Source organism: Streptomyces sp. NPDC048171 (assembly GCF_043202655.1).
Lineage (GTDB): Bacteria > Actinomycetota > Actinomycetes > Streptomycetales > Streptomycetaceae > Streptomyces.
This window is the reverse complement of sequence record NZ_JBIDAU010000012.1, coordinates 76,330-94,122: the sequence shown is the minus strand read 5'-3', so window position 1 is coordinate 94,122 and position 17,793 is coordinate 76,330. Positions and strand designations below refer to the sequence as shown.

The following is a 17,793-nucleotide window of genomic DNA, read 5'->3' as shown; positions in this document are numbered from 1 at the left end:
GCGCAGACGGCAGGAGGAACAGATCATGAGCACGAAAGCGCGACACTCCGACGTCCCCGCCGGTCCGCCGGCGAGCCCGCCGGACGAGGAGGAGCTGGCCCGTGGTCTGTGCGCGTCCGACGAGATCGCCTTCGCGGCCGTCTACCGGCGCTGGGGCTCACTCGTCCACACCCTGGCCAGCCGCTCGCTCGGAGATCCCCACGAGGCCGAGGACGTGACGCAGCAGGTGTTCATCGGCGCCTGGCGCGGACGGGCGGGCTACCGCCCCGAGCGGGGGCCGCTCGGCGGCTGGCTGGTCGGCATCACGCGCCGCAAGATCGTCGACGCCCTGGCGGCCAGGACGCGCCGCCTCGCCCTGGTCGAATCGGTGGCGTACGACGCCGACGGGCACCGGCACGACGCGGGCGTGGACGAGGTCCTGGACCGGGTGCTGCTGGTCGACGCGTTGTCGCGGCTGCCCCGCAACCAGCGTGAGGTCCTGTGCATGGCCTTCTACGAGGACCTCACCCAGGTCCAGATCGCGGAGCGCACCGGCACGCCGCTGGGCACGGTCAAGAGCCACACCCGCCGCGGTCTGCACCGGCTGCGCGAGGGGATCGAGCAGGGCCGCGCCGACGAGCAGGCGGCGGACCGCGAGGAGAAACCGCTGCGCACGGCGCATCCGTCGTGACGCCCGTGCCCGAACCAGAGACGAGCCACCAACGAGACCGCCCCGACGGGCGCCACTCGAAGAAGGGATGATCCTCATGGCTTCCCGAATCCCGCTCATCCTCGGCGCGTCGGCCGGAGCCTGCGCCCTGGCCCTCACCGCCGCCGCACCCGCCTTGTCCGCACCCGCGGGCGGCGGTGACGACTCGGCCGTGGTGTCCGTCTTCCACGGCGTACCCGGACTCACCGTCGACGTCTACGCCAACGGTGACGAGCTGCTGAGCGACTTCAAGCCCGGCACGGTGACCGACCCGCAGTCCCTGAAGGCAGGCACCTACGACATCCAGGTCTTCGAGGCGGGCCAGGGCCCCGACGGCACCCCGGCCATCGAGAAGCAGGTCAAGGTACCCGCCGGAGGAAACGCCACCATCGCCGCGCACCTGTCCGCCGACGGCACACCCCAGCTGACGGCCTTCACCAACGACGTCTCCGCCGTCGGCGACGGCCAGTCGCGGCTGACGGTACGCCACGTCGCCGCCGCACCCGCCGTGGACGTCCGCGCGGACGGTCAGCCCGTGTTCAAGGGGCTGGAGAACCCGAAGCAGGACACCGCGGTGGTCGACGCCGGCACGGTCTCCGCCGACGTGGTGCTCGCCGGCACCGACACCGTGGCGATCGGCCCGGCCGACCTGAACCTCAGGAACGGCACGAGCAACGTCGCCTACGCCTGGGGCAGCGCGGCCGACAAGGACCTGGCACTGGCGACCCAGACGCTCGACACCACACAGGCCTCGCCGAGCGCCGGCTCCTCGGGCGCCAACGCCGCCGGCCTCGCCCCGAACTCCTCGAAGCAGTGGCTGGCCTGGGCGGCCGTGACGGGCATGGTCACCCTGACCGGCGTCCTGGTGATCCGCCGGGCCGCGGAGCACCGTGGGTGAACCGGCCCCGGCACACCGGCAGGAGGGCAGCGGTGCCACATGTCGACCCCGCGCGGCTGGTGGAACTGGCACTCGGAAACGACGTCGCGCACGACGACACCGACGCCCTCCGGCACCTCGCCGCGTGCGGGCGCTGCCGGGAGGATCTGCACCTCATGACCCGCGTCGTCATGGCGGCCCGCGGAGTCGAGGAGCCGGACCTCCCGAGCGCCCCTCCGGCTCGTGTGTGGCAGCGCATCACACAGGGCCTGTCCGAGTCGGACGAGCCCGCCGCACCGGCGCCCGTGGACACGGGCCGTCACCCGCAGCCGCCGTCGGCCCCGCCGCACCACCGCACGCGACCCCGCACCCGTGGGCGCCGCGCGGCGGGAGCCGCGCTCGGGCTCCTCGCGGGGGTCGCGATCGTCCGATGGCGGCGGCGCGGCCGCTGAGCGCCCTCCTGGTATGCGCCCTCCTCTTTCGCCCGCTGCCGCACCTGGCGGCCGGGGCGTCGGTCGAACGCACTTCGGGCACAGCACTCCCCCGGACCCGCCCGCGTCGTAGATCATGAAGTATGCGACCGGACGACTGGCACTTCACCGAAGACCTCGACACGTTCCTCGCCCGCGCCGGAGACTTCCTGCGCTCACGACCCGCCCTGCACACCACGCAATTGACGACGCTGGAGAAGATGCGCACCCGGGGCAGGGCCGCGTTCGGTGCCGGCCCAGTCGTGTTCGGGCTGCTGGAGGCGGCGGGCAAGGTTCACGCGGCCCTCTACCGCCTGCCGTCCCGCCGCGTCACCCTCACCGCCCTCTCCCCCGAGCAGGCCGACGTCCTCGCCGGCCGCCTCACGGGCCTCGGCCTGACCGTCACCGGCGTGCTCGCCGACCACGACACCGCCACCGGGTTCGCCGAGGCCTGGCAGCGGCACACCGGCGCCGCGGCCGTGGCCGGTTGGCGCGGCCGGTTGCACCGTCTCGGCACGCTGACCCCGCCGGAGCCGGTTCCGGCGGGCCGGGGAAGGTCGGTGGAGGTGCGGGAACACGAGCACCTCATGGGCTGGTGCCGCGACTTCGCGGCGGACGTCGGGGAGAGCGTCTCCATAGACGCCGGCACCTGGGCCGGCACCCGCTTCGCCGAGAAGCGCTACACCTACTGGGAGGACGCGGACGGCACCCCCGTCTCCATGGCGGGCGCCAACCCGCTGGTCGGCGGCCAGGTCCGCATCGATCCCGTCTACACCCCGGCCCGGCTCCGCGGCCGGGGCTACGCGGGCGCCGTGACCGTCGCGGTGACCCGGGCCGCGCTGAACGCCGGCGCGACCGATGTCGTCCTGTTCACCGACCCCGCCAACCTCACGAGCAACGCGCTGTACCGGCGCATTGGCTACCTGCCGTACGCCGACTTCACCGGCTACGACCTCAGCCTCGGAGGACTTCGGTACGGCGGTTGAGCGGAAACCCTGGCCGAGCAGTACCGTCGCGGAGGCGCCGCGGGCACGGCTGCGATGACTTTTCCCGGGCCCGCGGGTCTACCCGTCCAACAGCAATGACCAGAGATCACCGAACGGGAGCAGGTAGCACATGGCGCAGTTGCTGCGGGTCCAGAACTTCACCGTCTCGAACGACGGGTTCGGCGCGGGCGAGGGGCAGTGCCTGGAGCGGCCCTTCGGCCACGCCGATCCGATGAGCTTGCTGAGCTGGGCAGGTGCCACGGCCAGCTGGAAGATGCGGACGGAGCCGGGCGGCAGCCGCGGACTGGACGACTACTTCATCCGCGACTACGACCGCGACATCGGCGCCGAGATCATGGGCCGCAACAAGTTCGGCCCGAAGCGCGGTCCTTGGGAGAACGAGGAGTGGCAGGGCTGGTGGGGCGACGAACCGCCCTTCCACACCCCGGTCTTCGTCATGACCCACCACACCCGCCCGTCCTTCTCCCTGTCGGACACGACCTTCCATTTCGTCGACGAGGACCCCGCCAAGGTCCTGGAGAGGGCGAAGGAGGCGGCCCAGGGCAAGGACGTCCGCGTCGGTGGCGGCGCCACGACCATCCGCGCCTTCCTGGAGGCGGACCTGGTGGACACCTTGCACGTGGTGGTGAACCCGTCGATCACGCTCGGCTGCGGTGCCCGCCTGTGGGAGTCCCCGGACGAGCTGACCGACCGCTTCCACCTCGACGTGGTCCCCAGCTCGAGCGGGGTGGTGCACCACCTGTTCTGGCGGAAGTAGCACGCCGGGAACCGTCCGGGCGTCCACGAAGGCGGCGCTCGCTCTGAGCGGCACCGGAACGCGGCTCCAGGACCCTGCAGTGCCTTGAGGACGGGCAGGCGCGTGATGGTCTGCGGACGGGACTGGGCCGACGCGGGTGGTGCCCCCTGGGCGGACAGGGGGCACCATGAACACATGCGGACCTTGCCTGTGCTCGTCTTCGACGGCGACTGCGGCTTCTGCACCACCGCGGTGCGGGTGCTGGAGCGCCGGGTGCGCCCCCGCTGCGTCAGCGTCGCCCGGCAGCGCGCCGACCTCGGGGCCCTGGGCGTGAGCGGGGACCGTGCCCGGCACGAGGTGTTGTGGGTGACACCGGCCGGTACGGTCTACGGCGGCTCCGACGCGGTCGCGAAACTGCTGCTGAGCGCGGGCGGCGCGTGGAGCCTGCTCGGGGCGGCCCTGCTGGTGCCGGTGGCCCGGAGCGCGGCCCACGTCCTGTACCGCCTGGTGGCCGACAACCGCTCACGGCTGCCGGGGAGGACCGAGGCGTGCGGGGTGCCGGAACCTCGGAGCATGTGACCCGGCCTGGCGGCGCCGATCGTGGAGACTGGTCCGATGGAAGGCGTGGACGTGCGGGACGTCGAGTTTCGCAACGGACCGGTGGGGCTGGCCGGTTCCCTGTCGGTACCGCGGCGAACGCCGGCCCGCGCGGGTGTCGTGCTGGTCGGCGGCTCCGGGCCGACCGACCGGCACAACGGCACGTTCTTCGCGCCCCTGCGCCGGCATCTGCTGAACGCCGGCATCGCCGTGCTCTCCTACGACAAGCGGGGCGTCGGCGGATCGTCCGGCGACTGGCGCGCCGCCACCCTGAGCGACCTGGCCGCCGACGCGAGGGCCGCGCTCGACTTCCTCCGGTCCCAGCCAGGGGTACGCTCCGAGACCGCGGGCCTCTTCGGCCACAGCGAGGGAGGCTGGGTGGTCCTCCGAGCGGCCGCCGCCCGGGACGACCTCCCCTGGGTCGTCACCAACAGCTGCCCCGGAACGAGCCCGGCTGTGCAGGAGCGTCACGCCCTGGCCAACCACCTCCATGAGACTCGCCCCCACTCCCAGAACGACGTCGAACGCACTCTGGACCTCTACGACCGTCTGATCGAAGCGGGCCGACGCGACGCGGACTTCGCGACGGCCATGCGACTCGTGGACCACGCGGGCAGGCCCCCCGGGCTGGAGTTCTACTGGGGCGATGTCGACGACAGTCTCTGGACCTTCCTCAAACGCAAACAGGACCACGAGCCGACCGGCGACCTCCTCCGCCTGCGCTGCCCTCACCTGGCGCTCTTCGGTGGCGCGGACCCGCTGATCCCGGTCGCCGAGAGCCTCCGCGTGCTGGGTACAACCGTCGCCCACCCGTCACGCCACCGTCGCGCCACACTGACGGTCGAGGTCCTCCCGGGAGCGGACCACCGCATGCGACTGCCGGAGGGCGACGAGCCTCCACCGGAGTACTTCACCAAGCTGACCGGCTGGCTGCGACGACGTTGACCGCGCCCACCGTCCCGGGCCTGCCCCGATTCACAGTCCGCACGTCGCGGCCGCCCGAGCGCGTCCTGTCGGGTGAGCGGCCCCCGCGCCGGTTCTGGCCGCCCTGGAGCCGGGGCACTGGGCACGGCACGGGTGTGGTGACCGTGACCCGGTTGTGCGACGGAGCCCACTCGTAGCCCGCGTTCTCCCAGGACTTGTCGCTGCCCTCGGTGACCTTGACCCCGGTGCTGCCCCTCTCATGGGAGTCCATGTGGACGTGCGGGGTTGGCATGACCTGCTGCTCGGTTCGGGCAGACGGAACCGTCACGGCTCACCTCCCAGGATGCGCCCCCGGGCGGCGAGGGCGCACGGGTCACCGTCCGAGATCCGGTCACGGCGCGCACAGCGGATCGTGGGGCGACGGGCCGAGCCGGTGCGGCCGGGCTGCGTGATCGGGGGCACGGCATCCGGCTCGCGGCGATCGCCGCCCGCCCGTTCCCACCAGCAGCAGGCCAGCGGCCCACCGCTGCGACCCCGGCCCATGGACGTCCGGGCAGCCCACCCCAGTGGTGGGAGAAGAAGCGGGCCACCCACTGGTCGTAGCACCCAGCCACCGACGGCACTCCTCTTTCTCGTCGCCGGTTGGTCCCCTGACCCTTTCGCCGCCCCGGCGCGGTACCGGTTCGCCTGCCGGTGCCACAGGAGGCTCTGCCCTTCGAGGACCTGCCCGAGGTGCCACCCTCGTCCCCTTGGTGCCAGTGGCGCGAGCGGCGAGTCCAGAGAAGGGGGATCGCTTGCGCGTCATCTTGCTCAGGCTGCAGGTTCTGCCCTGACCCCCGTGTCCCGGCCTCGTTCTTCATCAGCCGTCATGGCGAGTGGGGGTCCCGCCCTCGTGCACGGCCATGGCAGGCTCGCGGTCGTCCCGCCGTGGAGACTCGGCAGACTGTGTTTCAGCAGGTCAGCGCCTGGGACGTCCCGGGATGAGGCCACTTCTGGGTCAACTGTGGCCGAGCATCGCGCCAGAGCCGCAGCCTCGTTGCAGGTCGGCCGGTGTGGTCGGTTCCGCTCATCGCACCCATCGGAGGGGGCAGCAGGGGCGCTCTTACGAAGGCACTTGTCAGCGTCACCGCCGCGGTCGGGGTCGCCGTTGGCACCCTGGCCGCCATGGGTACGCCCATGGCGGCTTCCACGCCGGCCCAGCGGCAGATGACGGGCGCGGAACCAGTGGCGTCACATCCGGCAGGTTCGGTGTGCCGTTGCCGTCTTTTGATCACGTAGTTCTGAGCAGTTCACGGGAGAGATAAACCTCTGACCGGAACATGGAAGGGTGCACATCGGTGAGGCGGAAGTATTCGGCCACGTTCACACTTACGGCTCTCTTCCTGCTCGCAGGTTGCGCTGATGAACCGCGACCGTGGGAGGAAATCTCAGACTCCAAGGTCCGGGATCTGACCAACGAGGAAGTCGTCAAGATCGAGCGGGCCGAACAGAAGCTCATCAAGACATGCATGAGGGATGAGGGTTTGCCCTACTGGGAGTTCCCAGTGCCCAGCGTTGACGAGCGAAAGTCGGGAAATTACGTCATCGAGTCCGTGCGGTGGGCCAAGAAGTACGGATACGGTCGAGGGTTCGAAGAACGTGGCGAAAAGATTCGAATCTCCCACCGGACCGTCATATACCAAAACAAACTGACCAAGGAAGGGCGTGTCAGTTATACCCGGGCTCTCGACGGCGACTACAGGGACAGGATGACAGTCAAACTCCCCGGAAACCTTGGCAAGGTGGAAACCCCACGCGGGGGATGTACCAACGAAGCACGCGCCGAACTCTACGGCGATGCCGCGATCTGGTACACCGCACGCCGGACCGTGGAGAGCGCCCTCCCCCTCTACGTGCAGCCCCTGAAACAGGACGAACGCTTCACGAAAGCGCTCCGTCGGTGGGCCGACTGCATGACGAGAGCCGGACGGTCCTTCGACAGCCCCGACGATCTCCGGCAGAAGAGGGCGGAGGCCGTCGAGGAGATGCCGGATACCGAAGCCGACGCCTTCGACAGGAAGCTCGCCGTCACCGAGGCGACCTGCACTGTCGAGTCCTCCCTGGGCAGGGTGCTCCGCGGCCTGGAGGACGACTACCGGGCCTCGACGCTGGAGCCGTACAGCGAACAGTGGTCCACCTACCGGAAAATGCGCCTGCACGCCCTGCGGCAGGCCCAGGACGTCCTGTCCTGACCATGACTCCGGCAGACATTCGACTGCCGGCAAGCAAACACACCTGCAACAGAGGAGATCAGCATGCGCATGTCCACATTTGGCTCGGCTGCCGCCGTGGCGGCCCTGACGGGGGTCGCGGTCCTCGGCCTCGCTCCCAGTGCTTCAGCCGAAACCCCCGGGACCTGCTGGGACAACTACGAGAACGCCGTCAGCGGTTACATGTCCGCCTACTCGCAGGTCAACTGTGACGGCTACCTCGGCATGGCTGAGGGCAACGACCTGAACTGGGGCGACAGCTCCGGCTCTTTTCGGGGCAACGACGCCTACAGCGCCAGCTCCGTAGTCAACAAGGGCAACTACTCCGAGGTGAAGTTCTACCTGGGGACGGGAGGCAACAGCAATTTCCACATCTGCCTCACCCGTGCCGAAGGATTCGTCCGCGATCTCACCGACGACTACTGGCTCGGAGACAGAACCTTCGGCTCCGTCAACAACGCCATAGGTTCGCACCGTTGGGTCGCCAGGACTGCCTGCTCGGCCCTCGCGGTGTGACCCTCTCCACCACACCCTTTGACACAGTCGTGCAGCCTGGTAAGTAGGCGGGTCAGGCCTGTTTCAAAGTCCCAGTAGCAGTGGGAAGTTGCGGGTCACGGTGGTGTGACGCCTGCCGGCCGTCCCGTCTCGTACGCAACGAAGCTCCGGTTGGAGCGGGTGATCTCTCAAGACGCCCTGCCGACCGGAGCTTCGATGTGTCGTCAGTCTGCCAACGTCTGTCTGATCAAGTCGCCCGCGTCAGCACCGCACCCTTGCGGGACTGCCGCAGCGGCTGGCCACGCTGGCCGACCCGCGGCATCGGCACGGCTGGCTGGCTGGCTGCCCAGCACAGCCAGGCCCTCGGCGTGCCGCCGCAGCGGCACATCGAGATCCGCCGCACCGAGTCAACAAGGACGCTCCCTAATTGCCCTGATGGGACCTCAGAGCCAGAGGACCTGCTCTGATCGTCTCGCCACACCTTGCAACGTGAGTCGGTCGATCCGATGGATCGCCGGAGAAGGCGGGCACCGCCCTCTGACCTTGCTGATCACTCCGGGCCAGTGGGGCGACGCGCCGCAGCCTCATCCCTGTCATGGAACGCATCCGTGTCGGCCGGCTCGGCGGCGGACGCCCCCGCACCCGGCCTGGCCACCTCGGCGGCGACAAGGCCTATTCCCTTCCGGCGTAACCGCCGATACCTGGGCAGACGGCAGATCAAGCACACCATCCCCGAGCCGAAGAACCAGCGGGCGAACTGCCAACGCCGCGGCAGCAAGGGTGGCCCGACGGCTTCGACAAGACGGTCTACAAGCGCAGAAACGAAGTCGAGCGCACGATCACTCCGGGCCGTTGCCAAGAGGTTCGACAAGCCTGTCTACGTCTTCCAGGGCACTGTGACCGTCGCAGCGATCCGGCTCTGGCTCCGGGGGTAGATCCATTATCCCGGTGCGGCGAGGCGCCTGTCACCGTTCTCCGGAATGATCTTTACACCCGATTTGCACCTCTAGGCTTGCGGGCGGACACAAAGCACGGATCTCACTTGGGAGTTGAGAGTGGCGCACGACGTTGCCGCACTGACAGCGGAACTCACGGATATGGCTGCGGCCGATCACCAGTTGGCAGTCCGCGCGAACAACGACGACCCCGCCGAGCAGCTGGCCTGGCGGCGACTGACTGCCCGGCACGGTGACCGGCTCAACGAGATCATGGACGAGTACGGCTGGCCGACGGCGGAATTGGTCGGCGAGGAAGCCGCACGCGCGGCATGGCTCATTGCTCAGCACGCCGACCGGCAGCTCGACGTTCAGCGTCGCGCCCTCCACTTGATGCAGCAGGCGGTGTCGGCAGGCTCGGCCAGCCCGCGCGAGCTGGCCTTCCTGCGTGACCGCACGCTGGTCAACGAGGGCCGCAAGCAGGTCTACGGCACTCAAATCGCCGGCGTGAAGGCCGGGACACCGGTTCCGTGGCCCTGTGAAGAGCCCGAGCGCATGGACGAACTCCGTGGGGAAGTCGGTATCGAGCCCCTCGACGAGTACGTCGCCAAGTTCTCCATGGCCTGACGCCCCGTTTCCAGTCGCGTCCGAAGGATCATTGCCCGGGCTCGCCTGCCGCAGGCAATGATCCGCCGGACACGCCCTAGGTGTATTGATCATGAGCGTTGTCAACGGTGGCCGGGCTTGATCATGGCGAAGGCCCCGTGTGTGGTGGAGGTGTCGAATCTTCACCGCACGGAGGCCTTCGTGTTCCACCGTAATGCCCGGCTGACCGTTCACGGCAGGCGGCTGTTGGTCGAGCGTGTCCGCACCGGCCGCCCTGTCGCACATGTCGCAGCCGAGATGGGCATCTCGCGCGTCACGGCCCACAAGTGGTTCCGGCGATGGCGAGCCGAAGGCGAGCAAGGGCTGCACGACCGCTCCAGCCGCCCTCGCACGACACCGCACCGCACGCCGGCGGCGACCGAGGCCCAGGCATGCCGCCTTCGGCAGGACCGCAAGCTCGGCCCGGCCCGCATCGCCCCGATCCTGGGCCTGCCCGCCTCAACGACTCACCGGATCCTGGTCCGCCACGGCCTGAACCGTCTGGCATTCCTGGACAGGCCCACCGGGGAGATCATCCGCCGCTACGAACGCGACCGGCCCGGCGAACTCGTCCACGTCGACGTCAAGAAGCTCGGCCGGATCCCCGACGGCGGCCACAAAGTCCTGGGCCGCCAAGCCGGCCGCGTCACCCGCAGCAACGTGGGCTTCGACTACATCCACTCCGCCGTCGACGACCACACCCGTCTCGCCTACAGCGAGATCCACGGCGACGAGAAGGCTGCCACCTGCGCAGACTTCCTGCGCCGGGCCGCCGCCTTCTTCACCGCACACGGCATCGACCGCATCGAGCGGGTCCTGACCGACAACGCCTGGCCCTACCGCAAGAGCTTCGCCTGGCGCGACGCCCTGGCCGACCTCAGCTCGACCGGCAAGCTCACCCGCGCCTACCGGCCCCAGACCAACGGCAAGGTCGAACGCTTCAACCGCACCCTGCTCGACGAATGGGCCTACCTGCGGCCCTACACCAACAACAACGAACGAACGGCAGCACTGGCAGACTTCCTGCACACCTACAACCACCACCACTGCCACACCGCACTCGGCGGCCACCCACCGATCAGCCGCGTGAACAACCCTGCGGGTCAATACACCTAGCAGGTGATCGACTTCGTGGGACCTGTCCTGCTGTCGGTGTTCTCCCCGTCGATCCACACTCGCCAGGTGTCAGTACCACTGCACTTGTTTCTCACCGAGACGTTGCCGGAGCTGTCGCCGCTGGCGTTCCAGCCGTCGCTGTTCGAGGTGACCCAGATCCCCAGGACCTTGCGCTGAATCTTGATCTTCATGTAACCGCAGCCGCTGCCGGTCCAGGCACCGTAGCCGGTGACCCAGGAATCTCCGGTGGAAGCTCCGGTCTTCTGCACGTTGCCGGCCCTAACGCTGCAGGAGGCTGCGGCAGCCGGTGACCCTGCCGCGAGGAGGAGCCCCCCGGCCATGACGCCACCGAGCACAACGGACACAGTCTTGTTCTTGAAGTTACGCACAGCGATTCCCCTTACGAGCAGTGATGAAGCGACCCATGACACGCCCTCTGGAGATCACCCCAGACGCACTGGCGGGCCGGGTGAAACAGACTGTAGGGAGGGCTGTCGCTGGCGGACAATGCGCACGGTGCGCAGTCGCGGGGTGGCGGCTGTTCACGGTGCACGGTCAGCGATGCGGAGTGCGTGGACGAGTTCAAGGGTGCCTGGGCCAGGTGTCTGGAGGCTGCGCTTCAGGAGCTGTTCGGCGGCGCGCAGGTGGGCGCGGACGGTGGTGCGGCTGATGCCGAGGTTGTGGGCGGTTCGCTGGGCATCGGTGTCGGCTTGAATCCAGGCCTGCAGGGTCCGTTGCACGGCGCGGTCTGCGCCGGTCTGCAGTGGTTGGAGGAAGGCGTGGGCCCAGGTGATGGCCGCTTCCGTGGACAGCAGACTGTCCACCGACGGCGTGGGCGCCTGCTCGGCTGCGGCGTTGACGTCGGGTGGCGGGAGGTCGTTGACCGCCAGGGCCAGGGCGAGCTCGGCGCGGCTGCGCGGGTCCAGCAGGTTGAGGCCGAGGGCGTCTTGGACACGCCTCAGGTGGGCGGTGACGGTGTTGCGGCTGATGTCGAGCAGCCGAGCGACACCGGCGCGGGGAAAGTTCAGGGCAAGGCTGGTGATGTCGAGGGTGAGCTGGGGGGCTGTGCTGATCGGATCGAGGAAGGCGTGGGCCCAGGCAAGGGCTTGTTGACGGGGGAGCAGTCCTGCTAGCTGTGGCTGGTCGTGGTAGTGGGCGATACGTTCGGGCGTGTGGCGGGCGACGGCCAGGGCATGGCGGGCTTGATCGTAGGCGCGCGCAGTGGCCGGTAGGGGCACGGGGGCGCCGATGCCCAGCGCGTAGCGCGGATCGTCTCGTACCAGCGCCCGCAAGGACACGGCCAGGCCGCCGCCCACGTTGTCGTTGTCGTCGTCGTGCTCCACGGGCAGGAGACAGATGAGGTGATGGTCGTAGACCGGACAGCGCACCATCAAGCCGCGGCCGTGATAGCCGGACGCATCCTCGTAGGCGGCGATGAGCCTGCCGCGGTCTGCGGGCGGGCAGCGCAGCAGGTGGATGCACAGACGCTCTGCGTCCAGTAGCGGCGGAAGGGCGCCGGCCGTCATCCGGCGAGCCAGCGTCGGATTTCCGGCCATCAGGGCCATGAAAACCGCCAGGCGCAGCCGTGATGCCACCTGCTGGTAGCGCAGGGCGAGGTCGTCGGCCTGCCTGGCTTGTCGCAACACCTCGACCAGGGCGCCTACATGAGACGCCAGCGCCAGCGCCTCACGTGTCACCGGCAGGAGACTGCCCACCACCAGCACCGGACGAGGCACGTGCCGCCCCAGCGCTTCGCACCGCACGTGGAATCCACCCGGCTGCGAGGCCGCAGCGGCCAACTGTCCGCTGGACAACTGCGTCAGCACCGGCTGGAGACCTGAGAGCACCTCCGGCGCAAACCGGGCAGTGGCCACCTCCACCTCGCCCGCGCGGTCGACCAAGGCTATCTCCGCGCGGATGTGCCGCCCCACCCAGTCGATCAATCCCTGCGGATCAAGAATGACGTCCTGACCGCCACGAGGCCTCAGCTGACGTAACAACTCATCGAGCACCTGAGGTATCGGCACGGCTCTCCCCCGCCAGCTCATCGGCCGCCTTGCCCTAGTCAGCCGACGCGCACCCGCGGACTAGAGGTAATTGCAGATTCCCGCGCGCTCATCCTTGAGCCCCGGTCGGCCGCTCACGCAGCGCCCCGCTCCAACAGTGAAACCATCCACTACCAGGACGACGAAGGCCCCACCCGCAGGTGCACCACGCCGGCCCGCCTTGATGCTCCCACCGAAGCCCCTCCCAACCACTCCGGCTCGCCCGAACCGCTGTCCTCTTCTCCTCAGATCGGGTGAACCTTCCCCTTGATCGCGGACACCTGGAGACTGGTGCCTACCGGGCGCGACACGCCCTGCGGGACACTGGGCTCGCCCCGGGATCCCACCCCAGGTCGTGGTGAGATCGCCAAGAGCTTCCCGCATATCCGGGCCCAGGACATCCGCGTCGCCCTCTTCGAGCTACCGAAGCTGCAGCAACTCGCCGCGCAAACAGGGAGGTTCAGGCCGCCCCCTTCACCCCTCGCACCGCGGGTGCCGGGATGCGTCAGCCCGCGCGAGGACGGGTCCGCGTTCGTCAGACACCCGCGTGTAGATAGCCGGCCCACAGGGAGGGCGTTCTCGGGAATTCGTCGCGAATCGAGCAAATGACCCGGTGCAGGGCGTACGCGGACTGGCTGGTATCGACACATCGCCCGGCGTCTGTTCCGCTCGTGTCCAGCTGGGAGTAGAACGCGTCGGCGATACGCACCGCCATGCCGTCGTCCACGTACCACATCGTGCCGATTACTCGCGGAAATCCGCAGAGCTGGAGCGCTGAGGCCAGATGAATCGCCTCGTCGATCAGTTCGACGGTCCTCGCTCCGGCGGTGTCACAGGCGGAAAGGAAGGCGAGTTGGGCCTTCCGCAGCCGGAGGGTGGAGAGGCTGCTGACGGTGAGGGGGCTGCTCTCGTGGTCGTGGAGGAGCAGGCGACTTTGCGAGGGGTCGGTCGGGTGAACCGAGCCGTGGCACGCGAAGTGCACCAGGAACGAGGACGGGAGACGCGACAGCACGGCGTCCTTGGTCGGAACGACGGACGTGGTGTCGTCTTGCGATCCTCCGTCCGGATCAGGCTTACGCAGGAGAACGGCCCTCGGCAGGGAGTCCCGCACGGCGAAGGCCTCCGCGTCGACGAAGGCGAGCCGACCGCCGCCGGGAACCCCGGGGGTGGTCGGCATGGCGACGATCAGGGCGTCCGCCTCCTTCCGCACGGCCTCCTCGTCGTTCCGCCTGACGTGTTGACGCGAATAGCGCAGTGCTCGAACCGTGGGGGTGTACGACGCGACGACGAGGTCCATGGCGGACCGCGGAGCCTGGCCCCCGGGACTTCCGCTGTGGCGCCCGGCCGCGTGCAACGGCAGTAGACCCAAGAGCCCGCCGGGCATCCACCAGATCCGGGGCGGTTCGTCGTCAGTGTCGGCGCCGGGTTCGGTCCGTGACGTGGTCCCGACCCGGACCTCCTGGGCCGCCAGAGCATCGAACACCGGGCCGACCGCGGTGTCCCAAAGCCACGCCAGCACGCCTACCAGCTCGGCCTGTGCCTGCACCCGCCGCAGACCGTCGGGGTTCGTCCAGGAGTCATGCAGGGCCCGGTAGAAGGAGTTTATCTGCTCGGTCAGAGCCTCCATCGTGAGCTGCGGCAGCTCACACGAACAGGCGCCCCCGGACGTGAGCAGAAGGGCGTCGCTGCGCTGTGGAGTGACGTTGAACGCGATCACAGGGCCGTGCGACGCCTCCTGCCGGAGCATCGCGACCGTCGGGGGCAGCCCGAACAATTCGCACCCCTCGACGTCGCGGATCTCGGAGACGACCTCGGCCAGTTCCTGGGCGGTCGACGTGCGGTCCACGTCTGCCTGCCGTCCCCTGTCCGTAAGGCTCCCGCTCGTTGCACTGGTCGGCGACTCGAATGGCGAGACACCCGACGACCGGTCCAGAAGATCCGTCAGTTCCACGAAGCGGGTGGCCAGGTCGGACCGCTTCAGACGCAGGACCGTCAAGTCGTCACGGGTGGAGATCGACTGGCTCATCAGCACGGCCCTGCCCTGGTCCAGCAGCTGAATCGCGCGCAAAGTCCGCTCCTCGTCGCTGCCCCGGCCGTCGGCCAGTGCGAACGCGGCGGCTTCTCCGGCCAGCCCCGCGAACCTCGCGATCGCGTGTTGCTGATCTCCCTGGCGCAGTTGCTGGGGCACGGTCTCCACCAGCAGGTTCACCGCTGTCGCGAGGAGGTCCGCGGCCTGCTCGGCCCGGTTCGTTCCCAGGATGTGGGCCGCGTTGCGCGCCGCCTGGATGCGGACCGCCGGCGCGGCCGACAAGGTCTCCGCCGCCTGTACAAACGTGGACGCGGCCAACTCCAGGTCGGCGGCGTCGTCGTTGCGGGTCCCCCGGATGCGCAGAGACTGCGCGAGATTGTGCAGATAGAACGCGTGCTCCGGTTGGCCCGCCACGGCTCCCCTGACCGCCTCCCGGCCGACCTCGACGGCCTCGTCCAGATAACCCGCCGCGCCCTCCAGGTCGTACATGTCGGACAGGACGGCCGTGAGGTTGGACTGTCGCATCGGCCGAGCGGGGTCCCCTTCCGCCGTGGCTTCGACGGCCCTCTTCGCCACGTCCAGGGCCTCGGCCAGGTACTCCGCGCCGCCCGTAGCCTTATAACCGGCCACCAGGACGCTGCCGAGGTTGGCCAGGCCGATGGCGTGGTCGCCAGAGTGAGAGGCGGCTCGCAGGGCCCTACGGAAGGCGTACACCGCTTGGTCCAGGTCTACTCGACGGCCCATCCGTTTGAACCGGCTCGTCAGCGCCGCCCCCAGGTTGGAGAGGCGTGAGGCCAGCTCACCGTCGTCGTCGGGAGTCGCCTCGGCCGCCTGGCGCGCTGCCGCGAGCCCTTCCTCCAGGTCTTCCACGGCTCCCGCGCGCAGGTACCGCTCGCCTAACGCGAAGGACAAGTTCATCTGCATCGGAAGACGTTCATAATGGTCGACCGGGGTGGCCGCTATGGCCTTTCGCACCATGTCGACCGCCTCGTTCAGGTCCTTCGAGCTGCCGGTGCGGGTATAGCGTTCGGTGAGCGTGGCCGCCAGGTTGGAGAGGTGAACGGCCTGCTCCGGATGATGGTCGGGAACGATGTCGACCGCCTGGCGGCCGAGGCCGATCGCCTCGTCGAGCAACGCCGACGAGGACGACACTCTGGACTGCCGACGGAGGAGCACGCCCAGCCCGGAAAGCCGTCCGGCCCAGTCGGTGTGCCCGGCCGGGGTGGCCGCGATGGCCTCTCGGCGCAGTCTGATCGCCTCGTCCAGGACGAGCGGGTCCCCACCGGCCTCGAACAACTCTCCGAGCACCGTGGACACATCGTCCAGTCGGCCGGCACGTCCGGGATGGTCCGCGGGTGTGTCCCGAAGTGACCGACGCGCGCTCTCCAGCGCTTCGTCCAGGTCGGTGTCGGACCCCGTCCGCTGGAACCTTCTCATAAGAGCCGCGACCAGCGTGGATTCCATCACGGCTCTGTCCGCGTGCTCGACGGGTGCGCTCAGCAGTGCTTCCCGGGCCACCTGTAGGGCCCGATCGAGGTCCTCCAACGCGTTCGTGTGCCGGGCCCTCCTCGTCAGCGCCGCCGCCAGGTTGGTCAGATAGGCCGGCGTCGCCGGGCTCGCCCGCACCGCTTCGCTCAGCAGGGTGACGGCCTGGTTGAGGTCCGCGAACGATCCCTCGCTCTCGTACCGGAGTTGGAGGGCCCCCGCGAGGTTCGACCGTCGACCGGCCCACTCGACCTCGCCGTCGGGCGTCACGGCCACGGCCTCTTCCAACAGTGCGACCGACTCGTCCAGGTCCTGCTGGGACCCCGCCTGCTTGAAGCGTTCCTGCAACGCCGCTGCCAGGTCGGACAGGTACGTGGCCCGCTGGACGTGCCGCTGGCCCACCGTCTCGGCCGTGGCGCGTCCGATGGAGATGGCCGAGTCGAGGTCCGCCATGTCTCCCGTCCGGTCGAACCTCAATTGCAGATTGGCGCTCAGCCCCGCCAGGGTCATCAGCAGCATGGGATGCCCTGGGGGCGTCAGGCGCACCGCCTCACGGGCGGTGTCGACCGCCCGGTTGAGGTCTTCCAGCGCGGCCGTGATCTCGTATCTCCCTCTCAGAGCGACACCAAGGTTGGATGCGATGATGATCCAGCGGGGGTCCTCAGACGGTGTGCAGGTGACCGCGTCCTGGAGCAGGCTGATCGCCTCGTCGAGGTCGCCTCGCTCAGCGGTGAGTCCGTGCCTGCGCTGTAGGGCATGGGCCAGCCCGCACTGACTGGTCACCCGCCCGTCGTCCCACTCGGTTCGAGCCCGCAGGGAAGCCCGACTCAGCGTGATGGCCTCGTCGAGGTCAGCCGCACTACCGAACCGCTCGAATCGAGTGGTCAATGAATTGCACAGGTTGCCCAGCAGATGGGCCTGGTCTGGGCCACCGGCCGCGACCGACTCCCTTCCGACCCTCACCGCCTCCTCCAGGTCACGATCGTCGCTCAGCCGGTCGAATCTGGCGAGGAGCGCACCTCCCAGATCGGACAGACAACTGGCAAGTCCGGGCCACCCTTCGGGCAGCGACACCACGATGCGCTGCCAGAGATCGACGGTGTTCATGAGCAGATCCGCATCGGTCGAGGCGAAGACCCGCTCCAGCATGCGGCGTGCCGTCGGCACGGCGGCGTCGGCCAGCTCGGGCTGGATCGGAGCCGGAAGGTCCGGCAGCCCGGCGATGAAACACGGGGTGAGGATGTCGACGACACGGCCCCACTGGGCGCGCAAAACGTCGTCCCCCCGCGCCTCGGCGTGGAGCCAGAGCAGGCACCCGAAGAGGCGACGGGCGTGCAGGTTCTCCGGATCGGCACGCAACATGTCGGCCAAGTCCCTGAGCTCCTGGAGAGCCTGGTCCCCCAGGGCCGCGGACCCGTCTCCGGTCATGTTGATCCACGTCAGCCGCTCCTGCGCCGCCGCCATCACGTTCTCGCTCATCCGCTGTCTCCGTCCT

Annotated in this window: 14 protein-coding genes and 1 pseudogene; 12 read left to right on the top strand and 3 right to left on the bottom strand. The window is 69.1% G+C overall.

Features of this window, described 5'->3' with window-relative positions:
- The first annotated feature begins 25 nt into the window (after positions 1-25).
- From ACGF3J_RS30800 to ACGF3J_RS30745, 12 genes and pseudogenes are all read left to right on the top strand, one after another.
- The gene (locus tag ACGF3J_RS30800) at positions 26-670 is read left to right on the top strand and encodes a sigma-70 family RNA polymerase sigma factor (protein WP_161331702.1); all 645 of its coding nucleotides are present in this window, start codon (positions 26-28) and stop codon (positions 668-670) included.
- A gap of 76 nt (positions 671-746) precedes the next feature.
- Positions 747-1,586, top strand: coding sequence for a DUF4397 domain-containing protein (locus tag ACGF3J_RS30795; RefSeq protein ID WP_393855238.1), 840 nt, complete (start codon positions 747-749; stop codon positions 1,584-1,586).
- Between the two features lie 32 nt (positions 1,587-1,618).
- The gene (locus tag ACGF3J_RS30790; RefSeq protein ID WP_393855237.1) at positions 1,619-2,017 is read left to right on the top strand and encodes a hypothetical protein; all 399 of its coding nucleotides are present in this window, start codon (positions 1,619-1,621) and stop codon (positions 2,015-2,017) included.
- A gap of 122 nt (positions 2,018-2,139) precedes the next feature.
- Positions 2,140-3,021, top strand: coding sequence for a GNAT family N-acetyltransferase (locus tag ACGF3J_RS30785; RefSeq protein WP_161331706.1), 882 nt, complete (start codon positions 2,140-2,142; stop codon positions 3,019-3,021).
- Between the two features lie 130 nt (positions 3,022-3,151).
- A complete protein-coding gene (locus tag ACGF3J_RS30780) occupies positions 3,152-3,799 on the top strand; it encodes a dihydrofolate reductase family protein (RefSeq protein ID WP_161331708.1) in 648 nt (215 codons plus the stop codon).
- Positions 3,800-3,973: 174 nt separating this feature from the next.
- Positions 3,974-4,357, top strand: a complete 384-nt coding sequence (locus ACGF3J_RS30775) for a thiol-disulfide oxidoreductase DCC family protein (protein WP_161331709.1) — start codon at positions 3,974-3,976, stop codon at positions 4,355-4,357.
- A gap of 36 nt (positions 4,358-4,393) precedes the next feature.
- Positions 4,394-5,320, top strand: a complete 927-nt coding sequence (locus tag ACGF3J_RS30770; RefSeq protein WP_161331711.1) for a S9 family peptidase — start codon at positions 4,394-4,396, stop codon at positions 5,318-5,320.
- Positions 5,321-6,636: 1,316 nt separating this feature from the next.
- Positions 6,637-7,530, top strand: coding sequence for a hypothetical protein (locus ACGF3J_RS30765; RefSeq protein ID WP_161331713.1), 894 nt, complete (start codon positions 6,637-6,639; stop codon positions 7,528-7,530).
- A 69-nt stretch (positions 7,531-7,599) separates the two neighbouring features.
- Positions 7,600-8,064 (top strand): hypothetical protein, encoded by a 465-nt coding sequence (locus tag ACGF3J_RS30760; protein WP_161331715.1) that lies wholly within the window; start codon positions 7,600-7,602, stop codon positions 8,062-8,064.
- A gap of 489 nt (positions 8,065-8,553) precedes the next feature.
- Positions 8,554-8,978 (top strand): annotated as a pseudogene (locus tag ACGF3J_RS30755) (IS5/IS1182 family transposase); the annotation flags it as partial.
- Positions 8,979-9,098: 120 nt separating this feature from the next.
- Positions 9,099-9,605: a DUF6624 domain-containing protein gene (locus ACGF3J_RS30750; RefSeq protein ID WP_161331717.1), complete on the top strand. Its 507-nt coding sequence runs from the start codon at positions 9,099-9,101 to the stop codon at positions 9,603-9,605.
- A gap of 180 nt (positions 9,606-9,785) precedes the next feature.
- The gene (locus tag ACGF3J_RS30745; protein WP_161331718.1) at positions 9,786-10,739 is read left to right on the top strand and encodes an IS481 family transposase; all 954 of its coding nucleotides are present in this window, start codon (positions 9,786-9,788) and stop codon (positions 10,737-10,739) included.
- Here ACGF3J_RS30745 and ACGF3J_RS30740 read toward each other — a convergent pair.
- The 3 genes from ACGF3J_RS30740 to ACGF3J_RS30730 all read right to left on the bottom strand — a co-directional run bounded on the left by ACGF3J_RS30740 (position 10,736) and on the right by ACGF3J_RS30730 (position 17,777).
- Positions 10,736-11,128: a hypothetical protein gene (locus tag ACGF3J_RS30740; protein ID WP_161331720.1), complete on the bottom strand. Its 393-nt coding sequence runs from the start codon at positions 11,126-11,128 to the stop codon at positions 10,736-10,738. The genes ACGF3J_RS30745 and ACGF3J_RS30740 overlap by 4 nt on opposite strands.
- Positions 11,129-11,281: 153 nt before the next feature.
- Complete coding sequence (locus tag ACGF3J_RS30735) at positions 11,282-12,766, bottom strand: helix-turn-helix domain-containing protein (protein ID WP_346346291.1); 1,485 nt, start codon at positions 12,764-12,766, stop codon at positions 11,282-11,284.
- A gap of 553 nt (positions 12,767-13,319) precedes the next feature.
- Positions 13,320-17,777 (bottom strand): CHAT domain-containing protein, encoded by a 4,458-nt coding sequence (locus tag ACGF3J_RS30730; protein ID WP_393855236.1) that lies wholly within the window; start codon positions 17,775-17,777, stop codon positions 13,320-13,322.
- Positions 17,778-17,793: the final 16 nt, after the last annotated feature.

Bases quoted from the DNA above. Each gene is read 5' to 3' on its own strand.
- ACGF3J_RS30800 (WP_161331702.1), top strand. From the start codon at position 26: ATGAGCACGAAAGCGCGACACTCCGACGTCCCCGCCGGTCCGCCGGCG.
- ACGF3J_RS30795 (WP_393855238.1), top strand. From the start codon at position 747: ATGGCTTCCCGAATCCCGCTCATCCTCGGCGCGTCGGCCGGAGCCTGC.
- ACGF3J_RS30785 (WP_161331706.1), top strand. From the start codon at position 2,140: ATGCGACCGGACGACTGGCACTTCACCGAAGACCTCGACACGTTCCTC.
- ACGF3J_RS30780 (WP_161331708.1), top strand. From the start codon at position 3,152: ATGGCGCAGTTGCTGCGGGTCCAGAACTTCACCGTCTCGAACGACGGG.
- ACGF3J_RS30775 (WP_161331709.1), top strand. From the start codon at position 3,974: ATGCGGACCTTGCCTGTGCTCGTCTTCGACGGCGACTGCGGCTTCTGC.
- ACGF3J_RS30770 (WP_161331711.1), top strand. From the start codon at position 4,394: ATGGAAGGCGTGGACGTGCGGGACGTCGAGTTTCGCAACGGACCGGTG.
- ACGF3J_RS30760 (WP_161331715.1), top strand. From the start codon at position 7,600: ATGTCCACATTTGGCTCGGCTGCCGCCGTGGCGGCCCTGACGGGGGTC.
- ACGF3J_RS30730 (WP_393855236.1), bottom strand. From the start codon at position 17,777: ATGAGCGAGAACGTGATGGCGGCGGCGCAGGAGCGGCTGACGTGGATC.